Genomic DNA, 23,775 nt, shown 5'->3' with positions numbered 1-23,775 from the left:
CGTGCCGCAATGAGCAACATCGAAACAGGTCTCGTACCAGCCGAGGAGTGGCCATGACGCATCAGGTCCGTGCTGTCGTCGCGCGAGGGAAAGGCGCCCCCGTCAGCCTGGAAACGATCATCGTGCCCGATCCCGGCCCGGGTGAGGCGCTGGTGAAGATCGAGGCCTGCGGCGTCTGCCACACCGATCTGCACTATCGGCAGGGCGGCATCAACGACGACTTCCCCTTCCTGCTGGGGCATGAGGCCGCAGGCGTCGTGGAGTCGGTGGGGGAGGGGGTCACCGATGTCGCCCCCGGCGACTTCGTCATCCTCAACTGGCGTGCGGTGTGCGGCCAGTGCCGGGCCTGTCTGCGCGGCCGCCCCTGGTACTGCTTCAACACCCACAACGCGAAGCAGAAGATGACCCTGCTCGACGGCACCGAGCTGTCCCCGGCGCTGGGCATCGGCGCGTTCGCGGAGAAGACGCTGGTGGCGGCCGGTCAGTGCACGAAGGTCGACCGGGCGGCGTCGGCGGCGGCCGCCGGTCTGCTGGGGTGCGGGGTGATGGCCGGCATCGGCGCGGCCATCAACACCGGCAACGTCGGACGCGGTGACAGCGTGGCCGTCATCGGCTGCGGCGGAGTGGGGGACGCGGCGGTCGTCGGGGCGCACCTCGCGGGCGCGGCGAAGATCATCGCGGTGGACGTCGACGACCGGAAACTGGCCACGGCCAGGAAGCTCGGCGCGACCCACACCGTCAACTCCAAGGAGAACGACGCGGTCGAGGCGATCCGCGAGCTGACCGGGGGCTTCGGAGCCGACGTCGTCATCGAGGCGGTCGGCCGCCCGGAGACCTACAAGCAGGCCTTCTACGCCCGCGACCTCGCCGGCACGGTCGTCCTCGTCGGGGTGCCCACCCCCGAGATGAAGCTCGAGCTGCCCCTGCTCGACGTGTTCGGGCGCGGCGGCGCGCTGAAGTCGTCCTGGTACGGCGACTGCCTGCCCTCCCGGGACTTCCCGATGCTCATCGACCTCTATCTCCAGGGCCGGCTCGACCTGGACGCCTTCGTCACGGAGACCATCCAGCTGGACGAGGTGGAGAAGGCCTTCGAGCGGATGCACGGCGGCGACGTCCTGCGCTCGGTGGTGGTCCTGTGACGGTCGCCCGCATCGAACGCCTGGTGACCTCGGGGACGTTCTCGCTGGACGGCGGCGCCTGGGACGTCGACAACAACGTGTGGATCATCGGCGACGACCGCGAGGTGATCGTCGTCGACGCCGCACACGACGCCGGGGCCATCGCCGAAGCCGTCGGCGGGCGCACCCTGCGCGCCGTGGTGTGCACCCACGCCCACAACGACCACATCGGCGCCGCACCCGAACTCGCGGCGCGCACCGGAGCGCCGATCCTCCTCCACCCGGACGACCTCCCGCTGTGGAAGCAGACCCACCCGGACCGGATGCCCGACGGCGAACTGGCCGACGGCTGGGTCCTCGCGGTGGCCGGCGTCGAGCTGACCGTGCTGCACACGCCGGGGCACGCCCCGGGCGCCGTCTGCCTGTACGCGCCCGCCCTGTCGGCGCTGTTCAGCGGCGACACGCTGTTCGCGGGCGGGCCCGGCGCCACGGGGCGGTCGTACAGCGACTTCCCCACCATCGTCGACTCGATCCGGGGCCGGCTGCTCACACTGCCGGGCGACACCGTCGTGCACACCGGGCACGGGGAGACGACCACCGTCGGAGCCGAGGCTCCGCACCTTCAGGAGTGGATCGACCGCGGATTCTGACCGCCTGCCGGCGTTCCTCGTGCGGCGCCCGTTCCGCCTGTTTGCGCAGGTGGTTCGGGCGCTTCGAGCTGCCCGGAGGCCGGTCGCCCGAGCCCTTGGAACGAGGCCTTTGGACGCCTTGACAACGGTTCGGAGCGGCCCGCAGACTGGCGTTGCGCTAACCGCAATCCGTTTCGCTATACGCACCGAGGTGTCATGATGATTCCCGCGTGCCGTCTCGCGGATCTCCCGCGAGGTGAGGCCTTCCGGCTCGACATCGACCCGCCGGTCTCGGTGTTCCACACCGACGACGGCGAGGTGTTCGCCATCGACGACACCTGCACTCACCAGGACGCCTCGCTCGCCGACGGCTGGCTGGAGGGCTGCGAGGTGGAATGCCCGCTCCATGCCTCGAAGTTCGACCTGCGGACCGGCGCCGTCGACGCCCCGCCGGCCAAGCTCCCGGTCCGGACGCACGAGGTCGTCATCGAGGACGGCATGATCCATGTCCGGGTGTCCACGGACGCCCCCAACCTGCCGCCGTGCATCGCCTCCCGGCTCGCCGGAGGTCCCGCGTGAGAACCGTGGCCGTGGTGGGCGCCTCGCTGGCCGGTCTGTCGGCGGCACGCTCACTGCGTAAGCAGGGCTACGACGGGCGTCTCGTCGTCATCGGCGACGAGACGCACCGCCCGTACGACAGGCCCCCGCTGTCCAAGGAGTTCCTGGCCGGCGCCCTCGGCGAAGCGGAGCTCTCGCTGGAGGCGGACGACGAGGACCTGCGGGCGGAGTGGCTGCTCGGCGTGCGCGCCACCGGACTCGACCGCACCGAGCGAGCCGTCCGGCTCGCCGACGGCCGGGAGGTGCGCGCCGACGGCGTCGTCATCGCGACCGGCGCCGCCGCGCGCACGCTGCCGGGCGCCGAGGGCCTGGCCGGAGTGCACGCGCTGCGCACCCTGGACGACGCCCGCGCCCTGCGCGACGAACTGGCCCGGGGCGGACGGCTGGTGGTGATCGGCGGCGGATTCATCGGCGCCGAGGTCGCTTCCACCGCCTGCGCCCTCGGGCTCGACGTGACGGTCGTCGAGGTGGCCCCGACGCCGCTCGCCGGACCGCTCGGCGCGGCCATGGGCGGCATCGTCTCCGCGCTCCACGCCGACCACGGCGTTCGCCTGCTGTGCGGCGTGGGCGTCAAGGGGCTCAGCGGCGAGACCCGCGTCGACGCCGTCCTGCTCGAGGACGGCCGCAGCATCCCGGCCGACATCGTGGTCGTCGGTGTGGGGGCCCGGCCGTGCGTCGAATGGCTGGCGGGATCCGGCGTCGAGCTCGACAACGGCGTGAAGTGCGGCGCCGACGGCCGCACCAGTCTCGCCGGGGTGGTCGCCGTCGGCGACTGCGCCAACTGGTACGACCCTCGCGCGGGCGCCCACCGCCGCGTCGAGCACTGGACCGGAGCGCGCGAGCGCCCCGACGCCGCCGTCGCCGTACTGCTCGCGGGCGGCGCGGTGGAGCCCGGAGTGCCCCGGCCGCCGTACTTCTGGTCCGACCAGTACGGCGTCAAGATCCAGTTCGCCGGGCACGCGGCCGGCGCCGACAGCGTGACGGTCGAGGAAGGCGCGGCGGACGACCGCAACGTCCTGGCCGTCTACCGGCGTGCCGGACATCCGGTCGCCGTGCTCGGGATGAACCAGCCCCGGCTGTTCACCCGCTGGCGCAAGCAGCTTGCCGCTCCGCTGTGAGTGCCGAGATGGGCTGTTGTCCTTCCGCGGCACCGTTGTGGCTGGTCGCTCCCCCACTCTCGACTTCGCTCGAGCGGGGGGACCCCCATCGCCGCGGAGCCGCATATCGATATGGCCCCGCGCCCCTTCACGGCGCTCCCCCATCCTCTCCCCGACGTCCTCCGAGGAGTGCATCGTGACCTCGACCAGCCTGCCGGACAGCCTGATCGCCACCCTCCCCGGCTCCTCCTACACGGATCCTGCGATCTTCACCCAGGAACAGGAGCGCATATTCGAGACCATGTGGTTCTGTGTGGCACGCGCCTCCGAACTGGCGAAGCCCGGCGCGTTCCGCACCGTCGACGTGGGCCGCGAGAGCATCCTCGTCACCCGCGCGCGGGACAACAGCGTCCGTGCCTACTTCAATGTGTGCCGGCACCGCGGCGCCAAGCTGTGCACGGAGGAGACCGGCGAGGTCAAGCGGGCCTTCCAATGCCCGTACCACGCCTGGACGTACGACCTGAACGGCAAGCTCGTCGCGGCGCCCAACCTCACCAAGATGCCCGACGTCGGACGCACCGAGTACGGCCTGGTGAGCGTCGCCGTGCGGGAATGGCTCGGCTACGTCTGGGTGTGCCTCGCGGAGAACCCGCCCTCCTTCGAGGAGGACGTCATCGGCGAGGTCGTCGCGCGGCTGGGCGACGTGGAGTCGATCGAGCGCTACGACATCGACAACCTCTCGATCGGCAAACGGATCGTCTACGACGTCAAGGCGAACTGGAAGCTCATCATCGAGAACTTCATGGAGTGCTACCACTGCGCCACCATCCATCCCGAACTCACCGAGGTGCTCCCCGAGTTCGCCGACGGATACGCCGCCCAGTACTACGTCGGCCACGGCGCCGAGTTCGGCGAGGAGGTGCAGGGCTTCACCGTCGACGGCTCCGAGGGCCTGGACCGCATCCCCGGGGTGGCGGACGACCAGGACCGCCGCTACTACGCGATCACCGTCAAGCCGCAGGTGTTCATCAACCTCGTCCCCGACCATGTGATCTTCCACCGGATGTACCCGGTGGCCGTCGACCGCACGATCGTCGAATGCGACTGGCTCTACCTCCCGCACGTCGTCGAGAGCGGGAAGGACGTCAGCCGGTCGGTGGAACTCTTCGACCGGGTCAATCGCCAGGACTTCGACGCGTGCGAGCGCACGCAGCCCGGAATGAGCTCCCGCATGTACGCCAAGGGCGGTGTGCTGGTGCCCAGCGAGCACCACATCGGCGCCTTCCACGACTGGGTGAGCGAGCGCCTGGGCAGCCGTCCGCAGTAGCCGGGCCGGCCCTGCTCAGCCCAGGTAGCCCATCCGGTGGCTGATCTCCTCGGCGCCCTTGAGCAGCACCGGGGAGAGCTCGTGCAGGCGCTCCTCGGTGAAGCGGTACGCGGGCCCGGAGGCGCTCAGTGCCGCGATGACCTCTCCGTCGCGGTTGCGAATCGGGGCGGCCATGGCGTGCAGGCCGATCTCCAACTCCTCCAAGGTCCACGCGTAGCCGCGCTCCCGGGCCTCGGCGAGGTTCCTCTCCAGCTTCGTCTTCGCGGTGATGGTGTGCGGGGTGACCTTCTTCAGCCCGGCCTCGCCCAGCAGCGCGGCGCGCTCCTTCGCGGGCAGGTGGGCCAGCAGGATCTTGCCGCTGGAGGTGGCGTGCAGCGGGGTCAGCTGACCGACCCAGTTGTGCGCGGTGACGGCGCCGGGGCCGCGCACCTGGTAGAGGTTGATCGCGTAGTGCTCCTGCATCACGGCGATGTTGACCGTCTCGCCGATCTCCTCGGCGAGGCGCTCGCAGACCGGGCGGCCCTGCTGGGTGATGTCGATGCGCCCCGTGACCGCGCCCGCCAGGCGTACGATGCCGAAGCCCAGGCGGTACTTGCCGCGCTCGCCCGCCTGCTCCACCAGCCCGCGTGACTCCAGGGCGCCGAGCAGACGGAACGCGGTGGACTTGTGAACGTCGATCTCGGCGGCCACCTCGCTGACGCCCGCCTCGCCGCGTTGGGCCAGGATCTCCAGGACGCTGATGGCGCGGTCGACGGACTGCACTCCGCCGGCCTGGGAATTCGATGGTTCGGTGTCTTGGCTGTGGTTGCTCACAGCAAAACTATACGCGTAGTAAACAACGCCACTGCAAGTAACGGCATCGAAACGAGGACCTTGCAAGTTGCGTCGTTCGCAACCTAGTGCGTATGGCGATACCGGTACTACCATGCCTCGCGTATCTACGGCGCGAGCGAGACGAGGCACCATGGCTCCCCTGCACTACGACTTCGTCATCGTCGGCGGCGGTTCGGCCGGCAGCGCACTGGCGAACAGACTCTCCGCGGATCCGGCCAACCGGGTCCTGGTCCTGGAGGCCGGCCGGTCCGACTACCCGTGGGACGTCTTCATCCACATGCCCGCGGCGCTGACCTACCCGATCGGCAGCCGGTTCTACGACTGGAAGTACGAGTCCGAGCCCGAGCCCCACATGGGCGGCCGGCGCGTCTACCACGCGCGCGGCAAGGTGCTCGGCGGCTCCAGCAGCATCAACGGCATGATCTTCCAGCGCGGCAACCCCATGGACTACGAGCGCTGGGCGGCCGACCCCGGCATGGAGGCCTGGGACTACGCTCACTGTCTGCCCTACTTCCGGCGCATGGAGAACTGTCTCGCGGCCGACCCGGACGACGAGTTCCGCGGCCATGACGGCCCTCTCGTCCTCGAACGCGGCCCGGCGACCAACCCGCTGTTCGGCGCCTTCCTCCAGGCCACCCAGGAGGCGGGCTACGCGCCCACGGACGACGTGAACGGCTACCGGCAGGAGGGCTTCGCCAAGTTCGACCGCAACGTCCACCGCGGACGGCGGCTGTCGGCCTCGAAGGCGTACCTCAAGCCCGTGAGGAAGCGCCCCAACCTCACCGTCACGACCCGCGCCCTCGTCACCCGCGTCCTGTTCGAGGGCAAGAAGGCCGTCGGCGTCGAGTACCGGCGCGGCAAGGGCGCCCTGACGCAGGTCCGCGCCAAGGAGGTCATCCTCTGCGGAGGCGCGATCAACTCCCCGCAGCTCCTCCAGCTCTCCGGGGTCGGCAACGCCGATGAGCTGCGTGCCCTCGGCATCGACGTCGTCCACGACCTGCCGGGCGTCGGCGAGAACATGCAGGACCACCTGGAGGTGTACATCCAGTACGCCTGCAAGCAGCCCGTCTCCATGCAGCCGTACATGGCGAAGTGGCGCGCCCCCTTCATCGGGCTGCAGTGGCTCTTCCGCAAGGGCCCCGCCGCGACCAACCACTTCGAGGCGGGCGGGTTCGCCCGCAGCAACGACGACGTGGACTACCCCAACCTGATGTTCCACTTCCTGCCGATCGCGGTCCGCTACGACGGCTCCTCGCCGGCCGGCGGCCACGGCTACCAGGTGCACGTGGGCCCCATGTACTCCGACGCCATCGGCTCGGTGAAGATCAAGAGCAAGGACCCGCGCGAGCACCCGGCCCTGCGCTTCAACTACCTCTCCACCGAGCAGGACCGCCGCGAGTGGGTCGAGGCGATCCGGGTGGCCCGCAAGCTCCTCAACCAGCCGGCGCTGGCCCCGTACAACGACGGAGAGATCTCGCCCGGCCCGAAGGTGGAGACGGACGAGGAGATCCTCGCCTGGGTCGCCAAGGAGGGCGAGACCGCTCTGCACCCGTCCTGCACCTGCAAGATGGGCACCGACGAGATGGCCGTCGTCGACCCGGCCGGCATGCGGGTGCACGGCGTGCAGGGGCTGCGCGTCGTGGACGCGTCGGTGATGCCGTACGTCACCAACGGCAACATCTACGCGCCGGTGATGATGATCGCCGAGAAGGCCGCCGACCTGATCCTCGGCAAGGAGCCGCTGCCCGCCTCCGAGGCCGCGTACTACCGCCACCGCGACGCCCGGCAGCAGGCCAGGTAGACCTTGGGCGGCGAAGCGCTGAGAACGCTGCTGCACGACGTCCGCTACGAGGTGCTGCCGGCGAAGACGACCGAGGACAAGGTCCTCGCCCATGTCCCGCGCGACGTCGTCGTCACCGTGACGGCGTCGCCGGTCAAGGGCCTGGAGCCGACCCTCGACCTCGCCGGGCGGCTCGCGGCGCACGGCTACCGCGTCGTCCCGCACGTGCCCGCGCGGCTGCTGCGGGACGACCGGCACCTGAAGGAGGTCGTCGACCGGCTCCGCGAGGCGGGCGTGGACGACGTCTTCGTCCCCGCGGGCGACGCGGACCCGCCGGCCGGCGCCTACGACGGCGCGCTCCCGGTGTTGCGCAGGCTGAGCGAGCTGGGCAGCCCCTTCGCCCGGGTCGGCGTCACCGGCTACCCCGAGAGCCATCCGCTCATCCACGACGACGTCACCGTCCAGGCCATGTGGGACAAGCGCGAGCACGCCACGTACATCGTGAGCAACCTCTGCTTCGACCCGCGCGTGCTGGGCGAGTGGATCGCCCGGATACGACGGCGGAACATCACCCTGCCCGTCCATGTCGGCGTCGCGGGGCCCGTACAGCGGGCCAAGCTGCTCGCGATGGCGACGAAGATCGGCGTGGGCGAGTCGACGCGCTTCCTGGCGAAGCACGCCTCATGGTTCCTCCGGTTCGCCACGCCAGGGGGCTACTCTCCCGAGAGGCTGCTGGAACGCGTCGGGCCGGCCCTCACAGCCCCTGCGGCAGACGTGCCCGGCCTGCACCTGTTCACCTTCAACCAGATCGCCGAGACGGAACGCTGGCGTCGCGCGCTCATGGACCGCCTCGCCGGCTGACGCCCAAGGCCGTGCCGAAGGAGAAAGGCCGTGGAGATACCGCCGCCGAGGCTGGTACGGGTGGCGTACGCGGCGCCCTGGGTCGTGCCGGCGGCGGCGGCCGTGGCATACGGCGCCGAGAACCCGGACGCGCTGTCATGGGGCGCCGCCGCGGTCGTCCTCGCTCTCAGCGCGACGCTCACCGTGCGCGGCCACCGGATCGGCGTCAGGTGCGAAGCCGACCGGCTGGTGGTGCGAGGGCTGCTGTGGACGCGGGCGATACCGCGGCAACGGATTCGGGCGGTCACGGACTTTCCCGCGGTCCGCTGGGAAACGGCGGCGGGGCGCGGCCGGTGGACGCCGGTCACGGCCTTCATGAGCGGCGCCGACGAGTTCGCTTCGCTGAGTGAGGCGAAGGCGCAGTGCGTGGCACGGCTGCGGAGCTGGGCTCGGCGCTCCGGGCACGGACGGGGCTGAGCCGGGCGTCCGCGCGCGAGGGCCGTGCACGAATACGTATGACGAAGCCGTGCACGAAGCCGTATACGAAGAGGGGCGGACCGGAGAGCCGGTCCGCCCCTCGGTTGTGCTGTGCTCAGCGGAAGACGACCGTGCGGTTGCCGTCCACCATCACCCGGCTCTCGCTGTGCCACTTCACGGCGTGGGCGAGCACCTGGGCCTCCACGTCCCGTCCGACCGCGACCAGGTCGCCCGAGTCGAGCGAGTGGTCCACCCTGACCACGTCCTGCTCGATGATCTGTCCCTCGTCCAGGTCCGGCGTCACATAGTGCGCCGTCGCGCCGACGAGCTTCACGCCGCGGGCGTAGGCCTGGTCGTAGGGTCGTGCGCCCTTGAAGCTGGGGAGGAAGGAGTGGTGGATGTTGATGGCACGGCCCTCGAGCTGCTTGCACAGGTCGTCGGAGAGGATCTGCATGTAGCGGGCCAGCACGACCAGGTCGATGTCCAGCTCGTCGACCAGCTCCATCAGGCGTGCCTCGGCCTCGGCCTTGGTGTCCTTCGTGACCGGGATGTGGTGGAAGGGAACGCCGTAGGTCTGCGCCAGTCCTTCGAAGTCCCGGTGGTTGGAGACGATCGCGGGGATGTCGATGTTGAGGGCGCCGGTGCGCCGGCGGAAGAGCAGGTCGTTGAGGCAGTGGCCGAATTTGGACACCATGATCAGTGTCCGGGTCGGGGTCGACGCCTCGCTGAGGGTCCAGGCGATGCGGTACGCCTCGGCCACCGGACCGAATCGGTAACGCAGAGTTTTCATGTCGGCGTCCGGATCGGAGACGGCGAAGTGGACCCTCATGAAGAAACGGCCCTCGAGTCGATCATCGAACTGCTGGCTCTCCAGGATGTTGCCCGAGTTCCTGACGATGAAGCCGCTCACCGCGTGCACCAGTCCGGCGCTGTCGGGACACGAAAGAGTGAGGACGTACTCGCGGCCAGAGTGCGAGCGAGGGGGCGTAGCGGACACAGCGGCCTCCGTTGATGCGTAATGCACAACATGGTGAGCGATACGCAACATGGTCGGCTCGGGGCCGCTTGCGGTCAAGGGTGGCGGCGCAAGTGCCGGCCTGACTGAAACGTCATCCGCCAACCTCTTGACGTAGCTCTACGGCATTCGTCATGGTGTTCCACCACAAGCAATTGAATGCATGATGCGCAACGCATTTCAGCTGAAGGGCTTGGCGCGTGGCAGACCTGTATATGGCTGGGCAGTGGCGGGACGCGGTCGCCGGAGGGCGCCGGGACATCCGCTGTCCCGCTGACGGCACGCTCACCGCGACCGTCTCCGAAGGGACCCGAACCGACACCGAGGCGGCGATCGCCGCGGCCCGCCGTGCCTTCGACGAGGGCCCCTGGCCGCGCACCCCCGAGCGGGAGCGCGGCGCGCTCCTGCTGCGCACCGCCGACGTCATCGAGCGCGACGCCAAGGAATTCGCCCGCGCCGAGTCGCTGGACACCGGCAAACGGCTGGTGGAGAGCGAGTACGACATCGCCGACGTCGTCTCCTGCTTCCGATACTACGGCGGGCTGGGCGGCACCGACGCCGGGCGCGTGATCGACACCGGCCGTGACGACGCCGTCAGCCGCGTCGTCTACGAGCCGATCGGCGTATGCGCTCTGATCACCCCCTGGAACTACCCGCTGCTGCAAGCCAGTTGGAAGGTCGCTCCGGCGCTCCTGGCGGGCAACACGATCGTCCTCAAACCCAGCGAGCTCACCCCCTCCACCTCGATCCTGCTGATGCGGGCGCTGGCGGAGGCCGGGCTCCCGGCCGGCGCCGCCAACCTCGTCCTGGGCGCCGGGCCCGAGGCGGGCGCCCCGCTCTCCGAGGACCCGGCCGTCGACATGGTCTCCTTCACCGGCGGCCTGGAGACCGGCAAGCGGATCATGGCCACGGCCGCCGCGACCGTGAAGAAGGTCGCGTTGGAGCTCGGCGGCAAGAACCCCAACGTGATCTTCGCCGACGCCGACTTCGAGACGGCCGTGGACTTCGCGCTCACCGCCGTCTTCCTGCACTCGGGCCAGGTCTGCTCGGCCGGCGCCCGCCTGATCGTCGAGGACTCCCTGCACGACCGGCTCGTCGACGAGATCGTGCGCCGGGCCCGGCAGATCCGGCTCGGCGGCCCCTTCGACCCCGACGCCGAGACCGGAGCGCTGATCTCCGCGCAGCACCTGGCCAAGGTCGAGGCGTACGTCGCGGCCGGCCTCGCCGAGGGCGCCGTACTGCGCTGTGGCGGCGCACGGCCCGACGACCCGGCCCTCGCGGAGGGCCACTACTACCCGCCGACCGTCCTCGACGAGTGCCGGCAGGACATGCGCGTGGTGCACGAGGAGTCCTTCGGGCCCGTGCTCACCGTGGAGCGCTTCACCGACGAGGACGACGCCGTCCGCATCGCGAACGACACCGAGTACGGGCTCGCCGGAGCCGTCTGGACCCAGGACGCGGGCAAGGCCCAGCGAGTCGCCCGGCGGCTGCGCCACGGCACGGTGTGGATCAACGACTACCACCCCTATGTGCCGCAAGCGGAATGGGGCGGCTTCGGCCACTCGGGTGTGGGCCGGGAGCTGGGACCGGCGGGCCTGAACGAGTACCGAGAACCCAAGCACATCTGGCAGAACATCCAACCCCGGCCGCAACACTGGTTCCGCGGCTGAACGCCGAAAAGAGGTCGATCGTGACCCCCACGCAGACCGAGGTGTCGCCGCGGAGCGGCATTCCTCAGGATTCGGACGGTACTCCGGTCATATCCGTGCGCCGGCTGTGGAAGGTGTTCGGGCCGAAGGCCGACCGGGTCCCGGACTCCGAGGAGCTGTGCGGCCTCACCCGCCGTGAGCTCATGGACCGCACCGGATGCACCGCCGCCGTACGCGACGTGAACTTCGACGTCCGCAAGGGCGAGGTCTTCGTCGTCATGGGCCTGTCCGGCTCCGGCAAGTCCACGCTGGTGCGATGTCTGACCCGGCTGATCGAACCCACCGCCGGCGAGCTCGTCTTCGAGGGTGAGGACATCCGCGACGCGGACGCCAAACGCCTGCGCGACCTCAGGCGCCGCAAGTTCTCCATGGTCTTCCAGCACTTCGGGCTGCTGCCGCACCGCCGGGTCGTCGACAACGTGGCCTTCGGCCTGGAGATCCGCGGCATGAGCAGGGCCGAACGCGCCAAGCGCGCCCTGGAGGTCGTCGAACTGGTCGGCCTCTCCGGCTACGAGAACTCCTACCCCGACCAGCTCTCCGGCGGCATGCAGCAGCGCGTGGGCCTCGCCCGGGCGCTGGCAGGCGACCCGGACGTCCTCTTCTTCGACGAGCCGTTCTCCGCGCTCGACCCGCTGATCCGCCGCGACATGCAGCACGAGGTCATCCGGCTGCACCACGAGGTCGGCAAGACGATGGTGTTCATCACCCACGACCTCTCCGAGGCCCTCAAGCTGGGCGACCGCATCCTGATCATGCGGGACGGCAAGATGGTCCAGTGCGGCACCGGCGACGAACTGGTCGGCGCCCCCGCGGACGACTACGTCCGCGAGTTCGTCAAGGACGTGCCGCGCGGCGACGTGCTCACCCTGCGATGGATCATGCGCGCCCCGGAGGACGGCGACGCCCTGGACGGTCCCGAGCTGGGCCCGGACGTCGTGGTGAAGGAGGCCACCCGGGCGGTACTGGCGGCCGACAAGCCGGTCAAGGTCGTCGAGGACGGCAAGCTGCTCGGCATCGTCGGCGACGAGGAGATCCTCGCGGTGGTCGCCGGGCAGGAAGGCGGCGCGTGATGACCGTCGCCATGGAGAAACCCGAGAAAACAGAGGCGGTGGAGCCGGTCGCGCCCGTCAAGCGGGTGCGCAAGGTCGGCCGGCCCGTGCTGATCGCCGCGATCCTCGTGGTCTGGCTGGTGCTGTTCGCCGTCCTGCGCGGCAAGCAGACCCTGTCCCTGGCGGTGGCCGATCTGACCGGCCTGCACCGATGGATCAACGACTTCAACGACTCCGTCGGCGCCAACCGCAACTCCAACCCGCTCTTCCTGTACTTCTTCAACGAGATCCGGCTGGTCATCGACAACCTGGTGACCTTCGTCCAGCACCTGATCTCCCAGCCGTCCGGGGGCCGCCCGGTCCCGCAGATCGGCTGGCTCGGCGTCGTCGGCCTGGCGGGCTACGTCTCCTGGGCCCTGGGCAACTGGAAGGTCGCCCTGCTGGCCGTGGCGGGCTTCACCTTCTTCGGGCTGCAGGGGCTGTGGCAGGAGAGCATGGACACCCTGGCGCTCATCCTGTGCGCGGTGTTCGTGGCCCTGCTGTTCGCGATCCCGCTCGGGGTGTGGGCCGGTCTCTCGGACCGGTTCAACCGGCTCATGACGCCCTTCCTGGACTTCATGCAGACGATGCCGACCTTCGTCTACCTGGCGCCGCTGACCCTGTTCTTCCTCATCGGCGGCGCGTCCGCCACCATCGCCACCGTGATCTACGCGGCCCCGCCGACGATCCGTATCACCGCGCACGCCATCCGCAACGTCTCCAAGACGACGGTCGAGGCGGCCGACTCCCTCGGCGCCACGCGCCGACAGTCGCTGCTGAAGGTCCTGCTGCCGATGTCCAAGCGGACCGTGGTGATGGGCGTCAACCAGACCATCATGGCCGCCCTGGCCATGGTGACCATCGCGGCCCTGATCAACGCGCCGGGCCTCGGCGTGAACGTCCTGCAGGCACTGCAGTCGCTGGACGTCGGCACGGCCTTCAACGCGGGCCTGGCCATCGTGATCATGGCGATCGTGCTGGACCGGGTCACGACCGCGGCCAGCGCACGCGAGGAGAACGCCAGGAACGCGGGGCACGACTTCGCGAAGTGGCGGCGACCTCTGCTCGGCGTGGGCGCCGTGGTCACGGTGGTCCTGATCTACCTCTCGCACACCTACCTGTGGGCGGCCGACTTCCCCGGCGACGGCGCTGTCGGCAGCCACATCGCGAGCGCCACGGACACCGCGACCAACTGGGTGCAGGACAACCTGTCGGGCCTGACCAACGCCTTTCGCGACGCCCTCACCAACGGCCTGCTCAACCCGTTCCAGACACTGCTCACGGACTCCCCCTGGTGGCTCGTCGGCGCGGTGCTGGTCGCCCTGGCAGTGGTTCTCGGCGGCTGGAAGGCCGGGATCACCACGGCCGTGTGCGTAGGCCTGCTGGTCGCCACCGGCGTGTGGTCGGACGCCATGACGACGATGGCCTCGACGCTCGTCGCGACGGTGCTGGTGATGATCCTCGGCATCGTCTTCGGGGTGTGGATGGGCCGCAGTGCGATGGCCGACCGCATGATCCGGCCCACCTTGGACGCGGCCCAGGTCATGCCTCCGTTCGTCTATCTCGTGCCGTTCCTCGCGTTGTTCGGCGCCACCCGCTTCACCGCCATCGTCGCCGCGATCGTCTACGGGGCGCCCGTCGCCATGAAGATCATCGCCGACGGGATCCGGGCCGTGCCCGAGGCCACCGTCGAGGCGGCCACCTCCGCCGGGTGCAACACCTGGCAGATCATCACCAAGGTCCAACTGCCGATGTCACGCAGTGCCCTGACGCTCGCCACCAACCAGGGCCTGATCTACGTGCTGTCGATGGTTGTTGTGGGCGGCCTGGTAGGAGCAGGGGCCCTCGGCTACGACGTCGTGGCCGGATTCTCGCAGGGAGAGCTGTACGGCAAGGGGCTGGCGGCAGGACTCGCCATCGTACTGCTCGGAGTCATGTTCGACCGGATCACTCAGGCCGCGGCGCGACGCGCGGGCGCTTAAAGGAGCAGGACACCATGGCAAGACACTGGCGAGCCGGCGCGGCCGGCCTGGCCGTACTCGGCCTCACCATGACCGCCTGCGGCGGCGCGAAGGTCGGCGACACCTCCTCGGGTTCGAACAGCGCGGGCAGCTCCGGCAAGTGCGGCACGTTCAACCTCGCGGTCAACCCCTGGGTGGGCTACGAGGCCGACGCGGCGGTCGTCGCGTACGTCGCACAGCACAACCTCGGCTGCACGGTCAACAAGAAGAACCTGAAGGAGGAGATCGCCTGGCAGGGCTTCGGCACCGGCGAGGTCGACGCGGTCCTGGAGAACTGGGGCCACGCCGACCTGGTGAAGAAGTACATCGACCAGCAGAAGACCGCCGTGGACGCCGGCCAGACCGGCAACAAGGGCATCATCGGCTGGTACGTGCCGCCGTGGCTGGCCAAGGCGCACCCCGACATCCTCGACTACAAGAACCTCGACAAGTACGCCTCGAAGTTCAAGACGTCCGAGTCGGGCGGCAAGGGCCAGCTCCTGGACGGCGACCCGTCGTACGTCACCAACGACGCGGCGCTGGTGAAGAACCTGAACCTGGACTTCAAGGTGGTGTACGCGGGCAGTGAGGCCGCCCTCATCACGGCCTTCCGCGACGCCGAGAAGAACAAGAAGTGGGTGATCGGCTATTTCTACGAGCCGCAGTGGTTCCTGTCCGAGGTCCCGCTGAAGAAGGTCAGCCTGCCCGCCTACAAGACGGGCTGTGACACCGACGCGGCGAAGGTCGCCTGCGACTACCCCGTCTACGACCTGAACAAGATCGTCAGCACGAAGTTCGCCAAGTCGGGCAGCCCCGCCTACAACCTGGTGAAGAACTTCAACTGGACGAACGAGGACCAGAACACCGTCGCCAAGTACATCGCGCAGGACAAGCTGTCCGACGACGCGGCGGCCAAGAAGTGGGTCGAGGCCAACAAGGACAAGGTGGACGCCTGGCTCAAGTAGCCGAGTCCCCGGGCCGGTCGAACATGCCCGGCGGGCGGTGCGCACACGTGTGCACCGCCCGCCGGGCATCGCCGTGTCCGGGGCGTGTTCCGGCCCGTGTTCCGTCCCGTTTTCCGACGTCACGGACCCCTTGACACCGCTCCTCGACGACAGGCACATTGAGTTGCGCAGCCTGAAGCATGTTGCGCAGAAAGCAACTCAATCGGTTTTGATTCCGGAGGTGCGGCGATGGCGGGACCCCGAGTGGTGATCATCGGAGCGGGCGTCGTGGGAGCGGCGCTCGCGGACGAGATCTCCGCGCGCGGCTGGACCGAAGTGACCGTGGTCGACCAGGGCCCGCTGCCCGCCACCGGGGGCTCGTCGTCACACGCCCCGGGCCTGGTCTTCCAGACGAACTCCTCCAAGACCATGACCGAGCTGGCCCGCTACACCGTCGAGAAGCTCTGCTCCCTCGACGTCGACGGCAAGCCCTGCTTCCTGCAGGTCGGCGGACTCGAAGTGGCGACCACCCCCGAGCGCCTCACGGAACTGCACCGCCGCCACGGCTGGATCACCGCCTGGGGCATCGAGGCCCGTCTCCTGAGCGCCGACGAATGCGTCGAGCAGCACCCGCTGGTCAACCGCGACCGGGTCCTCGGCGGCCTCCTGATCCCCACCGACGGCCTCGCCAAGGCCGTCCTCGCCGTCGAGGCGCAGATCCGCCGGGCCACCGAGCGCGGCGTGACGTTTCTGGCCCGCCACGAGGTCCTCGACGTCCAGCAGGCCGACGGCCGAGTCACCGGCGTCCTCACCGACCAGGGCGAGATCGCGGCCGACATCGTCGTGTGCTGCGCCGGCATCTGGGGACCGAAGATCGCTCGCATGGTCGGCATGAACCTGCCGCTCACCCCGCTCGCCCACCAGCTCGCCTGGACCGGCCCGGTGCCGGCCCTCGCGGGCCAGACCGAGGAGGCGGTGCGCCCGATCCTGCGCCACCAGGACGCCGACCTCTACTACCGCGACCGCTTCGACGGCATCGGCATCGGCTACTACGGCCACCGCCCGATGCCCATCACCGCCGACGAGATCCTCTCCGTCGACGAGGCCGCCGACATGCCCTCGGTCCTGAAGTTCACCGAGGAGGACTTCGAACCCGCCTGGACCGAGACGCAGTCCCTCCTCCCCGCCACGCAGGAGGCGAAGGTCGAGGAAGGCATCAACGGCCTGTTCTCCTTCACCACCGACAACTTCCCGCTGCTCGGCGAGTCGAGGGACGTCAAGGGCTTCTGGGTCGCCGAGGCCGTCTGGGTCACGCACTCCGCGGGCGTCGGCCGGGCGATGGCCGAATGGCTGGTCGACGGCTACTGCTCGTCCTTCGACCTGCACGAGTGCGACGTCAACCGCTTCGAGCAGCACCAGCTCTCCCCGGAGTACGTGCTGGCCCGCGACTGCCAGAACTTCGTCGAGGTCTACGACATCCTCCACCCGCTCCAGCCGTCCGGGAAGCCGCGCCCGATCCGCACGAGCCCCTTCCACGACCGCCAGCAGGAGCACGGCGCGTTCTTCCTGGAGGCGAACGGCTGGGAGCGCCCGCAGTGGTACGAGGCCAACGCGGGCCTGGTCGAAGGCCGCAACATCCCCACGCCCAACGACTGGGCCGCGCAGTACTGGTCGCCCATCGTCGGCGCCGAGGCGCAGGCCACCCGCGAGACCGTCGCGATGTACGACATGACGGCCCTCAAGCGGCTGGAGGTGGCCGGCCCCGGCGCCGCCGACTTCCTGGAGGGCCTCACCACCAGCAAGGTCGCCAAGTCCGTCGGCTCGGTGACGTACACCCTGCTCCTCGACCACGACGGCGGCATCCGCAGCGACGTCACCGTCGCCCGCCTCGCCCACGACCTCTTCCAGGTCGGCGCCAACGGCAACCTGGACCTCGACTGGTTCACCCGCCGCCTCCCCGCCGACGGCACGGTCCAGGTCCGCGACATCACCCCCGGCACCTGCTGCATCGGCCTGTGGGGCCCGCTCGCCCGCAAGGTCCTGCAGCCCCTCACGGACGAGGACTTCTCGGCCGACGGCCTGAAGTACTTCCGCGCCAAACGCGCCCACATCGGCAGCGTCCCGGTGACGGCGATGCGCCTGTCGTACGTCGGCGAACTCGGCTGGGAGCTGTACACCACCGCCGACCTCGGCCGGAAGCTGTGGGACACCCTGTGGCAGGCGGCCCAGCCGCTGGGCGGCGTCATCGCCGGCCGCGGCGCCTTCAACAGCCTCCGCCTGGAGAAGGGCTACCGCTCCTTCGGCACCGACATGACCTACGAGCACGACCCCTACGAGGCCGGCGTCGGCTTCGCCGTCAAGCTCGACAAGGGCGACTTCATCGGCAAGCCGGCACTGGAGCGCCGCAAGGCCGAAGCACGGCGCAAGCTCACCTGCCTCACGATCGAGGACCCCCGGTCGGTGGTGCTGGGCAAGGAGCCCGTGTACGACGGCGACCGCGCGGTCGGGTACGTCACCAGCGCCGCCTACGGCTACACGATCGGCAAGGGCATCGCGTACGCGTGGCTCCCGGCGGAACTCGCCACCCCCGGCAGCACCCTGCACATCGGCTACTTCGACCGGCGCATCGAGGCGGTCGTCGCCGAGGAGCCCCTGTTCGACCCGTCCATGTCCCGCCTCCGTGGCTGACCGTGAGGGAGAGGCACCGCCAGTGAGCGCACAACTCCTCGACGGCAAGGCGACCGCCGCCGACATCCGCCGCGAACTCGCCGAGCGGGTCGCCAAGCTGACCGCCACCGGCGGCCGGCCGCCGGGGCTCGGCACCGTCCTGGTCGGAGACGATCCCGGCAGTCACGCCTACGTCGCAGGCAAGCACCGCGACTGTGCGCAGGTCGGCATCGCCTCCCTGCGCCGCGACCTGCCCGCCGACGCCACCCAACAGCAGGTCGAGGACGTCATCGACGAACTCAACGCCGACCCCGCCTGCACCGGCTACATCGTGCAACTCCCGCTGCCGCGCCACCTGGACGCGAACGCCGTGCTGGAACGCATGGACCCGGCCAAGGACGCCGACGGCCTGCACCCCGTCAACCTCGGCCGGCTCGTCCTCGGCGAAGAGGCCCCGCTGCCCTGCACCCCACGCGGCATCGTCGAACTGCTCCGCCGGTACGACGTGCCGATCGCCGGCGCGCGGGTGTGCGTGATCGGCCGGGGCATCACGGTCGGCCGCCCCATCGGCCTGCTGCTGACCCGCCGTTCGGAGAACGCCACCGTCACCCTGTGCCACACCGGCACCAAGGGCCTGGCCTGGCACGTGCGCGAGGCGGACATCGTCGTCGCGGCCGCCGGCTCACCCGGACTGATCACCGGCGACATGCTCCGCCCGGGCGCCGCCGTCCTCGACGTCGGCATCACCCGCACCGACAGCGGGCTCGTCGGCGACGTACACCCGGGCGCGACGCAGGTCGCCGGGTGGGTCGCGCCGATGCCCGGAGGCGTGGGCCCCATGACGCGGGCGATGCTCCTCGCCAACGTCGTCGAGGCCGCCGAGAGGAACGCGAGCGCCGTATGAACCTGTGGCGCACACCCGAGCCGAAGCGGGCGTAGGACGTCGTCGTGGGCGGCGGCGGACACGGTCTGGCCACCGCCCACTACCTGGCGAAGAACCACGGCATCACCAACGTGGCCGTGCTGGAGAGGGGCTCCGCCTCGAACCGGCCGGCTCGACCGACCCGCCTCCGGGTGATCACTGGGAGTCGCGGCCCTGGTCGATCAGCAGGCGCACGAAGTCGGTGACGGGCCCGACGATGTCGAGGTCCTGGTCGAGCACCCACTGCAACTGGAGCCCGTTGAGCACGGCGTGGAAGAGGACCGCCGCGCTCTCGGGGCTGACACCCTCGCGCAGCCTGCTGCGCGCGGCCTCGTCGTGGAACCCCCCGGCGAACTCGGCGCGCCCGCGTTCGTAGCGTTCGGCGAAGTAGGTGTGGGCGGGATGTTCCGGCCGTGAAGCCGCGGCGGCGAGCTCGATCCACAGGCGCATCAGCTCCGGCGCCCTCTGGTGGTGGCGGATGAGTTCGCCGAGGTAGGGGGCGAGCTGATCCAGGCTGTCCACCTGTGCCAGACCCTGCTGCCACTCCTGCGCGTCGCGGTCGGCGAGTACCTCGGCGAGGAGCTCGTCCTTGTTGCGGAAGTGATGCAGGAGGCCCGCGTGGGTGATGCCGGCCCGATCGGCGATGTCGCGCAGGGAGGCTTTGGCGTAGCCGTTCTCGGCGAAACTGTCGCGTGCCGCCCGTACGATCTCCGCCTTGCGGGCGGGTGTCCTGGCGTACGGCCCACGTGCCTTTGCCTGACTCACGGTGCGCTCCCTCTCCTCGACGACGCCACCATCAAAACTTACCAGCGGTAGGGATTCGAGGCGTCGACTCGACCCATTGCGTTTCGGCCAGGGTTGTTCATAAGCTTTCCACTTGGTAGGGGTTGAAACGTTTCAATACCTACTTGTCCAGTGGAAAGGAATCTGAGCCGTGGCCGAGGACAACAGAAGTGCAGTGAGCCGCCGACACATGCTCGGCGTCATGACGGCCGCGGCAGCCGGGGCCGCGCTGCCCCTCGCCGCCGCGCCGAACGCCGGGGCGGCGAGCGCGACGACATCGGGCGGGCCCGCTTCCGCACCCGCGGACCTGCAGGTCAACTCGCGGGTCGCCCCGCTGGGCACGCAGACCGCGCCGGCGTTCAGCTGGGTGCCTCCGGTGGCCAGACAGACCGCGTACGAGATCCAGGTCGGCACCAAGGCCGGCCGGGCCGACGTCTGGCGCAGCGGCAAGGTGGCCGGTGCGAACAGCACCGAGGCGCCCTACGGCGGCGGCGCGCTGCGTTCGGAGCAGGCGTACTTCTGGCGGGTGCGGACCTGGGACGACCAGGGCGCACCCGGCCCCTGGAGCGAACCGGCGCTGTGGGAGACCGGCCTGCTGAAGGGCGAGAAGGACTGGTCGGGCGCGCGGTGGATCGGCGGCCGCGACACACAGGACCACGACTGGCAGGACCTGACCGCGACCGTCGTCTTCCGCGGCGGCGCCGACCCGACGAGCGGCCTGGCTCTGCTGCTGCGCGCCGAACCCATCGGGAAGACCTGGGGCGAGGGCCTGAACTGGACCGTCCGGCAGAGCGGCGACGACATGCAACTGGTCATGAGGACCAGCCACTACGCCGGCAACACCTGGGTGGACGACGGCGCCTCCGAGCCGGACTGGGGCGTCGACCACTACGACCCCCAGAGCGAGACCAACCCCACTGCCGCGGGCACCCGCAGCGTCCCGGTCGGCACGGTCACCCTCCCCGCCGCCACCGGCCTGACCAAGGACACCTGGGCCGCCCGCGACCACACCGTGCAGGTCGCCGCCCACGGTCTCACCGTGACCACCACCGTCAACGGCGTCGAGGTCGACAGCCGTACGCTCACCGGCGACCAGATCCGCCGCCACGGCAGCTTCGGCTTCGCCGGCGGCACCAGCGCCACCGTCCGCAGCGTCAAGGTGACCGGCGCCGGCGCCCGCGACTTCTCCGTCGACCTGACCACGGGAGCCAACCCCTTCGAGAACGGCATCGGCACCCTGGCCGGTCTGACCTTCCCGCCGAAGAACCCCTACATCCCGTCCAAGAACAGCGTGCTGCCGATCGCCAACCCGGCCCCGGTGCTGCGCCGCGCGTTCACCCTGCCCACAGGCCGCCGTATCGCCAAGGCCCGGCTGCACCTGAGCGCCGCGGGCAACGTCACCTTCACCGTCAACGGCGACCCGATCACCGTCGACGGCGAGCAGGCGAACCCCGGCCGGACCAACGTCCCCCGCCTGCTCACCGACCAGAGCACCTACGACCGCACGGTCCTCTACGACACCTTCGACGTCACCGGGCTGCTGGAGGCCGGCGGGCCGAACGTGCTCGCCGCCGAACTCGGACGCGGCTGGTACGGCCTGACCACGCCCCAGGAGTGGTACTGGCAGCTCGCGCCCTACACCGGTCAGCCCCGCCTGCGCGCGAAGCTCGTCGTGACGTACGCCGACGGCTCCGCCACCACACTCGTCACCGACCAGAACTGGCTCACCGCGGACGGGCCCACGACGTTCGACTCCGTCTACTCGGGCGAGAAGTACGACGCCCGCCGGGCGGAGGAGTTGGGGGAGTGGCGCTCGCCCGGCTACCGCGGCGGCCGCGACTGGCGTCCGGCCACCGTGCTGATCCCGCCCGGCAGTTGCTCCGGCCCATCGCCCCAGCACCACGGCGCGCTCCCCGCCACGACCGTCCCCGCCGGCTTCAAGCCCGCCGTCCTGCGCGCCCACGAGGCGGAGCCGGTACTGGTCGGCCGGACGCTCAGCCCGGTCTCGATCACCGAGACGGCGCCCGGATCGGGAACCTGGGTTCTGGACTACGGCCAGATCCTGACGGGCTTCGTCCGCCTGCAGCTCACCGGCGCCCGCCCCGACAAGGAAGGCGTCACCCTGCGCATCCGCGGCGGCAACCGCATCGTCGGCGGCGACGGCACGGCCGCCTCCCCGCTCTCCGTGGAGGAGGAGAACTTCCAGCACGACGCCAACCTCCAGACGCACTACTACACCCTCGGCCGGCGGCCGACGCAGACCTGGGAACAGCAGTTCAGCCACTTCGGGTTCCGCTACCTGGAAGTGATGAACCTCGAGGCGGTCCTCGGGCGAGCCCCCGACCTCACCCGTGACGCGTACGTACTGACCGTCGACGTCGCCCGCACCGGCTTCGCCCGCACCGGCGCCTTCACCACCGACAACGCCCTCCTCAACCGCCTTCAGCGCAACCTGGAGTGGGCCGAGCAGAACAACCTGGTGCAGAAGCCCACCGACACCCCCTCCCGGGAGAAGAACGGCTGGACCGGCGACGCCATGGCCAGCTCCGAGTCGCAGTCCCTCACCTGGGACGTCAACGCCGTCCTCACCAACTACCTGCGCCACTTCCCCGACACACAGATCTCCACCGGCCAACTGCCCATGTTCGTCCCCATCGCCAAGGGCGGCTACGGCTACGACCACACCCCCGGCTGGAACGCCGCGTGGAAGGCGGTGCCGGCCTGGGACTCGGCGTACTTCGTCATCCCGAAGGAGCTGTACGCGTACTACGGCAACAGCAGCCTGTTCGCCGAGCTCTACGACCACCAGGACACGCTGCTGAAGTACTACGAGACCCTGTTCACCCCGGAGAACGGCTACACGTTCGAGGCCTCGCTCGGCGCCTACTCCGGAGCCGAGGCCCCCGGCAGCAACGCCGTCATCAGCCTCGCCTTCTACATCCACTTCTGCGACTACATGGACGAGGTGGGCCGCAGGCTCGGCCGCACCGAACGCGCCGCCCACTACGCGGAGTTGGCGCGCACGCTGCGCAGGGCGTTCATCGCCAACCACTGGGACGCCTCCCAGGGGCACTTCACCCACGGCAGCATCTCCAGCGAGAACGCCCTGGCCATCGCCTTCGACCTGGTTCCCGGATCGGATCTGAGCCCTGACGACCCGCGCCACCTGGCGGGCGCCAAGACCCTCGCGGAGAACAAGAAGGCCCTGGCCAAGCTGCTGGCCGACCGCATCGTGGCGGCGGACCAGCACATCCAGAACGACATGTACGGCTCCCGCTACGAGTTCGACATCCTCAGCGAGTACGGCTACACGGACATCGCCCTCAAGGCCGTCACCCAGACCGGCGTGCCCGGCTACGTTTACCAGATCGCCAAGGGCGCCACCTCGCTGTGGGAGCAGTGGACCGACCGGCTCTCGGTCGACCACCACTACCGCTCCAACGTGGCGACCTGGTTCTACCAGGGCCTGGCCGGCATCAAGCCGACGGCGACGGCGTACGCATCACTGCGGATCCGCCCGTACATCCCCTCGGCCGCGGTCAACAGCCGCGTCCCGAAGGACACGCAGGACATCGACCTGGCGCCGGCGACCCTCGACCATGTCAGCGCCTCGATCGACACCGTGCGCGGCAGGGTGTCCTCGCAGTGGCGCCGTCGGCCCGACGGCAGGATCGACCTCGCGGTGACCGTCCCGTACAACACCGACGCCGAGATCTGGGTCCCCACCCAGGACAAGCCCGTCACCGCGCCCCGGGGCGCCGTCTTCGTCCGGGACGATGCCTCGGGCGGGGCGGCCTACAAGGTCTACCGCGCCCGGGCGGGCTCGTACCGCTTCAACGCCGGGTGACCTGAACGCCGGGCGTCAGGTGCTGCCGGGTCCTCGATGCGAGGGCCCCGGCGGTGCCGTGCGGGCGGGAGGTCGGATCC

18 protein-coding genes and 1 pseudogene are annotated in these 23,775 nt (G+C 70.0%); 16 read left to right on the top strand and 3 right to left on the bottom strand.

What is annotated here, in order from left to right; translation table 11 throughout:
• Positions 1 to 53 precede the first annotated feature (53 nt).
• From ACIBAF_RS38605 to ACIBAF_RS38585, 5 genes are all read left to right on the top strand, one after another.
• Positions 54 to 1,139, top strand: a complete 1,086-nt coding sequence (locus ACIBAF_RS38605; protein ID WP_399469611.1) for an S-(hydroxymethyl)mycothiol dehydrogenase — start codon at positions 54 to 56, stop codon at positions 1,137 to 1,139.
• Positions 1,136 to 1,768, top strand: coding sequence for an MBL fold metallo-hydrolase (locus ACIBAF_RS38600; protein ID WP_399469609.1), 633 nt, complete (start codon positions 1,136 to 1,138; stop codon positions 1,766 to 1,768). The genes ACIBAF_RS38605 and ACIBAF_RS38600 overlap by 4 nt, the downstream gene beginning before the upstream one ends.
• A 195-nt stretch (positions 1,769 to 1,963) precedes the next feature.
• Entirely contained in the window at positions 1,964 to 2,326 is a 363-nt protein-coding gene (locus tag ACIBAF_RS38595) for a bifunctional 3-phenylpropionate/cinnamic acid dioxygenase ferredoxin subunit (protein WP_399469607.1), read from the top strand.
• A complete protein-coding gene (locus ACIBAF_RS38590) occupies positions 2,323 to 3,483 on the top strand; it encodes an NAD(P)/FAD-dependent oxidoreductase (protein WP_399469605.1) in 1,161 nt (386 codons plus the stop codon). Before ACIBAF_RS38595 ends, ACIBAF_RS38590 begins: the two co-directional genes overlap by 4 nt.
• Before the next feature lie 175 nt (positions 3,484 to 3,658).
• Positions 3,659 to 4,789: an aromatic ring-hydroxylating dioxygenase subunit alpha gene (locus ACIBAF_RS38585; protein WP_399469603.1), complete on the top strand. Its 1,131-nt coding sequence runs from the start codon at positions 3,659 to 3,661 to the stop codon at positions 4,787 to 4,789.
• A gap of 15 nt (positions 4,790 to 4,804) precedes the next feature.
• Here ACIBAF_RS38585 and ACIBAF_RS38580 read toward each other — a convergent pair whose 3' ends face one another.
• A complete protein-coding gene (locus ACIBAF_RS38580; RefSeq protein ID WP_399469691.1) occupies positions 4,805 to 5,551 on the bottom strand; it encodes an IclR family transcriptional regulator in 747 nt (248 codons plus the stop codon).
• Positions 5,552 to 5,753: 202 nt separating this feature from the next.
• On the opposite strand from ACIBAF_RS38580, the gene betA reads away from it, so the two are divergent.
• Genes betA through ACIBAF_RS38565 form a run of 3 tightly spaced genes read left to right on the top strand, consistent with a single transcriptional unit; the run spans position 5,754 to position 8,720 of the window.
• Positions 5,754 to 7,424 (top strand): choline dehydrogenase, encoded by a 1,671-nt coding sequence (gene betA, locus ACIBAF_RS38575; protein WP_399469601.1) that lies wholly within the window; start codon positions 5,754 to 5,756, stop codon positions 7,422 to 7,424.
• A gap of 3 nt (positions 7,425 to 7,427) precedes the next feature.
• Positions 7,428 to 8,264, top strand: coding sequence for a 5,10-methylenetetrahydrofolate reductase (locus ACIBAF_RS38570; protein WP_399469599.1), 837 nt, complete (start codon positions 7,428 to 7,430; stop codon positions 8,262 to 8,264).
• Between the two features lie 30 nt (positions 8,265 to 8,294).
• Entirely contained in the window at positions 8,295 to 8,720 is a 426-nt protein-coding gene (locus ACIBAF_RS38565) for a hypothetical protein (protein ID WP_399469597.1), read from the top strand.
• Between the two features lie 115 nt (positions 8,721 to 8,835).
• On the opposite strand, the gene purU is transcribed toward ACIBAF_RS38565, so the two are convergent.
• On the bottom strand, positions 8,836 to 9,717 hold the full coding sequence (purU, locus tag ACIBAF_RS38560; protein WP_399469595.1) for a formyltetrahydrofolate deformylase: 882 nt from the start codon (positions 9,715 to 9,717) through the stop codon (positions 8,836 to 8,838).
• A 218-nt stretch (positions 9,718 to 9,935) separates the two neighbouring features.
• Here purU and ACIBAF_RS38555 point away from each other — a divergent pair, with 218 nt between their 5' ends.
• From ACIBAF_RS38555 to ACIBAF_RS38525, 7 genes and pseudogenes are all read left to right on the top strand, one after another.
• Positions 9,936 to 11,405 (top strand): aldehyde dehydrogenase family protein, encoded by a 1,470-nt coding sequence (locus ACIBAF_RS38555; protein ID WP_399469593.1) that lies wholly within the window; start codon positions 9,936 to 9,938, stop codon positions 11,403 to 11,405.
• Between the two features lie 20 nt (positions 11,406 to 11,425).
• Entirely contained in the window at positions 11,426 to 12,514 is a 1,089-nt protein-coding gene (locus ACIBAF_RS38550) for a glycine betaine/L-proline ABC transporter ATP-binding protein (RefSeq protein ID WP_399469591.1), read from the top strand.
• Positions 12,514 to 14,514, top strand: a complete 2,001-nt coding sequence (locus ACIBAF_RS38545; protein ID WP_399469589.1) for an ABC transporter permease — start codon at positions 12,514 to 12,516, stop codon at positions 14,512 to 14,514. Before ACIBAF_RS38550 ends, ACIBAF_RS38545 begins: the two co-directional genes overlap by 1 nt.
• Positions 14,515 to 14,528: 14 nt before the next feature.
• On the top strand, positions 14,529 to 15,497 hold the full coding sequence (locus ACIBAF_RS38540) for an ABC transporter substrate-binding protein (protein WP_399469587.1): 969 nt from the start codon (positions 14,529 to 14,531) through the stop codon (positions 15,495 to 15,497).
• Positions 15,498 to 15,725: 228 nt separating this feature from the next.
• Positions 15,726 to 18,164 carry an FAD-dependent oxidoreductase gene (locus ACIBAF_RS38535; protein WP_399469585.1) on the top strand — a complete coding sequence of 813 codons (2,439 nt, stop codon included), beginning with the start codon at positions 15,726 to 15,728 and terminating at the stop codon, positions 18,162 to 18,164.
• Positions 18,165 to 18,186: 22 nt separating this feature from the next.
• Positions 18,187 to 19,047, top strand: a complete 861-nt coding sequence (locus tag ACIBAF_RS38530) for a bifunctional methylenetetrahydrofolate dehydrogenase/methenyltetrahydrofolate cyclohydrolase (protein WP_399469583.1) — start codon at positions 18,187 to 18,189, stop codon at positions 19,045 to 19,047.
• Positions 19,044 to 19,214 (top strand): annotated as a pseudogene (locus ACIBAF_RS38525) (FAD-dependent oxidoreductase); the annotation flags it as partial. The gene ACIBAF_RS38530 and the pseudogene ACIBAF_RS38525, both read left to right, overlap by 4 nt.
• 7 nt (positions 19,215 to 19,221) lie before the next feature.
• On the opposite strand, the gene ACIBAF_RS38520 reads toward ACIBAF_RS38525, so the two are convergent.
• Positions 19,222 to 19,830, bottom strand: a complete 609-nt coding sequence (locus tag ACIBAF_RS38520; protein ID WP_399469581.1) for a TetR/AcrR family transcriptional regulator — start codon at positions 19,828 to 19,830, stop codon at positions 19,222 to 19,224.
• Positions 19,831 to 20,050: 220 nt separating this feature from the next.
• On the opposite strand from ACIBAF_RS38520, the gene ACIBAF_RS38515 reads away from it, so the two are divergent.
• A complete protein-coding gene (locus ACIBAF_RS38515; RefSeq protein ID WP_399469579.1) occupies positions 20,051 to 23,695 on the top strand; it encodes a family 78 glycoside hydrolase catalytic domain in 3,645 nt (1,214 codons plus the stop codon).
• The last annotated feature ends 80 nt before the right edge of the window (positions 23,696 to 23,775 follow it).

This window comes from Streptomyces sp. NPDC051677 (genome assembly GCF_044453465.1).
Lineage (GTDB): Bacteria > Actinomycetota > Actinomycetes > Streptomycetales > Streptomycetaceae > Streptomyces.
Note: the sequence above shows the minus strand (reverse complement) of the source record. Positions and strands in the feature narration are given on the sequence as shown.

Bases quoted from the DNA above. Each gene is read 5' to 3' on its own strand.
- ACIBAF_RS38605 (WP_399469611.1), top strand. From the start codon at position 54: ATGACGCATCAGGTCCGTGCTGTCGTCGCGCGAGGGAAAGGCGCCCCC.
- ACIBAF_RS38535 (WP_399469585.1), top strand. From the start codon at position 15,726: ATGGCGGGACCCCGAGTGGTGATCATCGGAGCGGGCGTCGTGGGAGCG.
- ACIBAF_RS38515 (WP_399469579.1), top strand. From the start codon at position 20,051: ATGACGGCCGCGGCAGCCGGGGCCGCGCTGCCCCTCGCCGCCGCGCCG.
- ACIBAF_RS38595 (WP_399469607.1), top strand. From the start codon at position 1,964: ATGATGATTCCCGCGTGCCGTCTCGCGGATCTCCCGCGAGGTGAGGCC.
- ACIBAF_RS38540 (WP_399469587.1), top strand. From the start codon at position 14,529: ATGGCAAGACACTGGCGAGCCGGCGCGGCCGGCCTGGCCGTACTCGGC.
- ACIBAF_RS38545 (WP_399469589.1), top strand. From the start codon at position 12,514: ATGACCGTCGCCATGGAGAAACCCGAGAAAACAGAGGCGGTGGAGCCG.
- betA (WP_399469601.1), top strand. From the start codon at position 5,754: ATGGCTCCCCTGCACTACGACTTCGTCATCGTCGGCGGCGGTTCGGCC.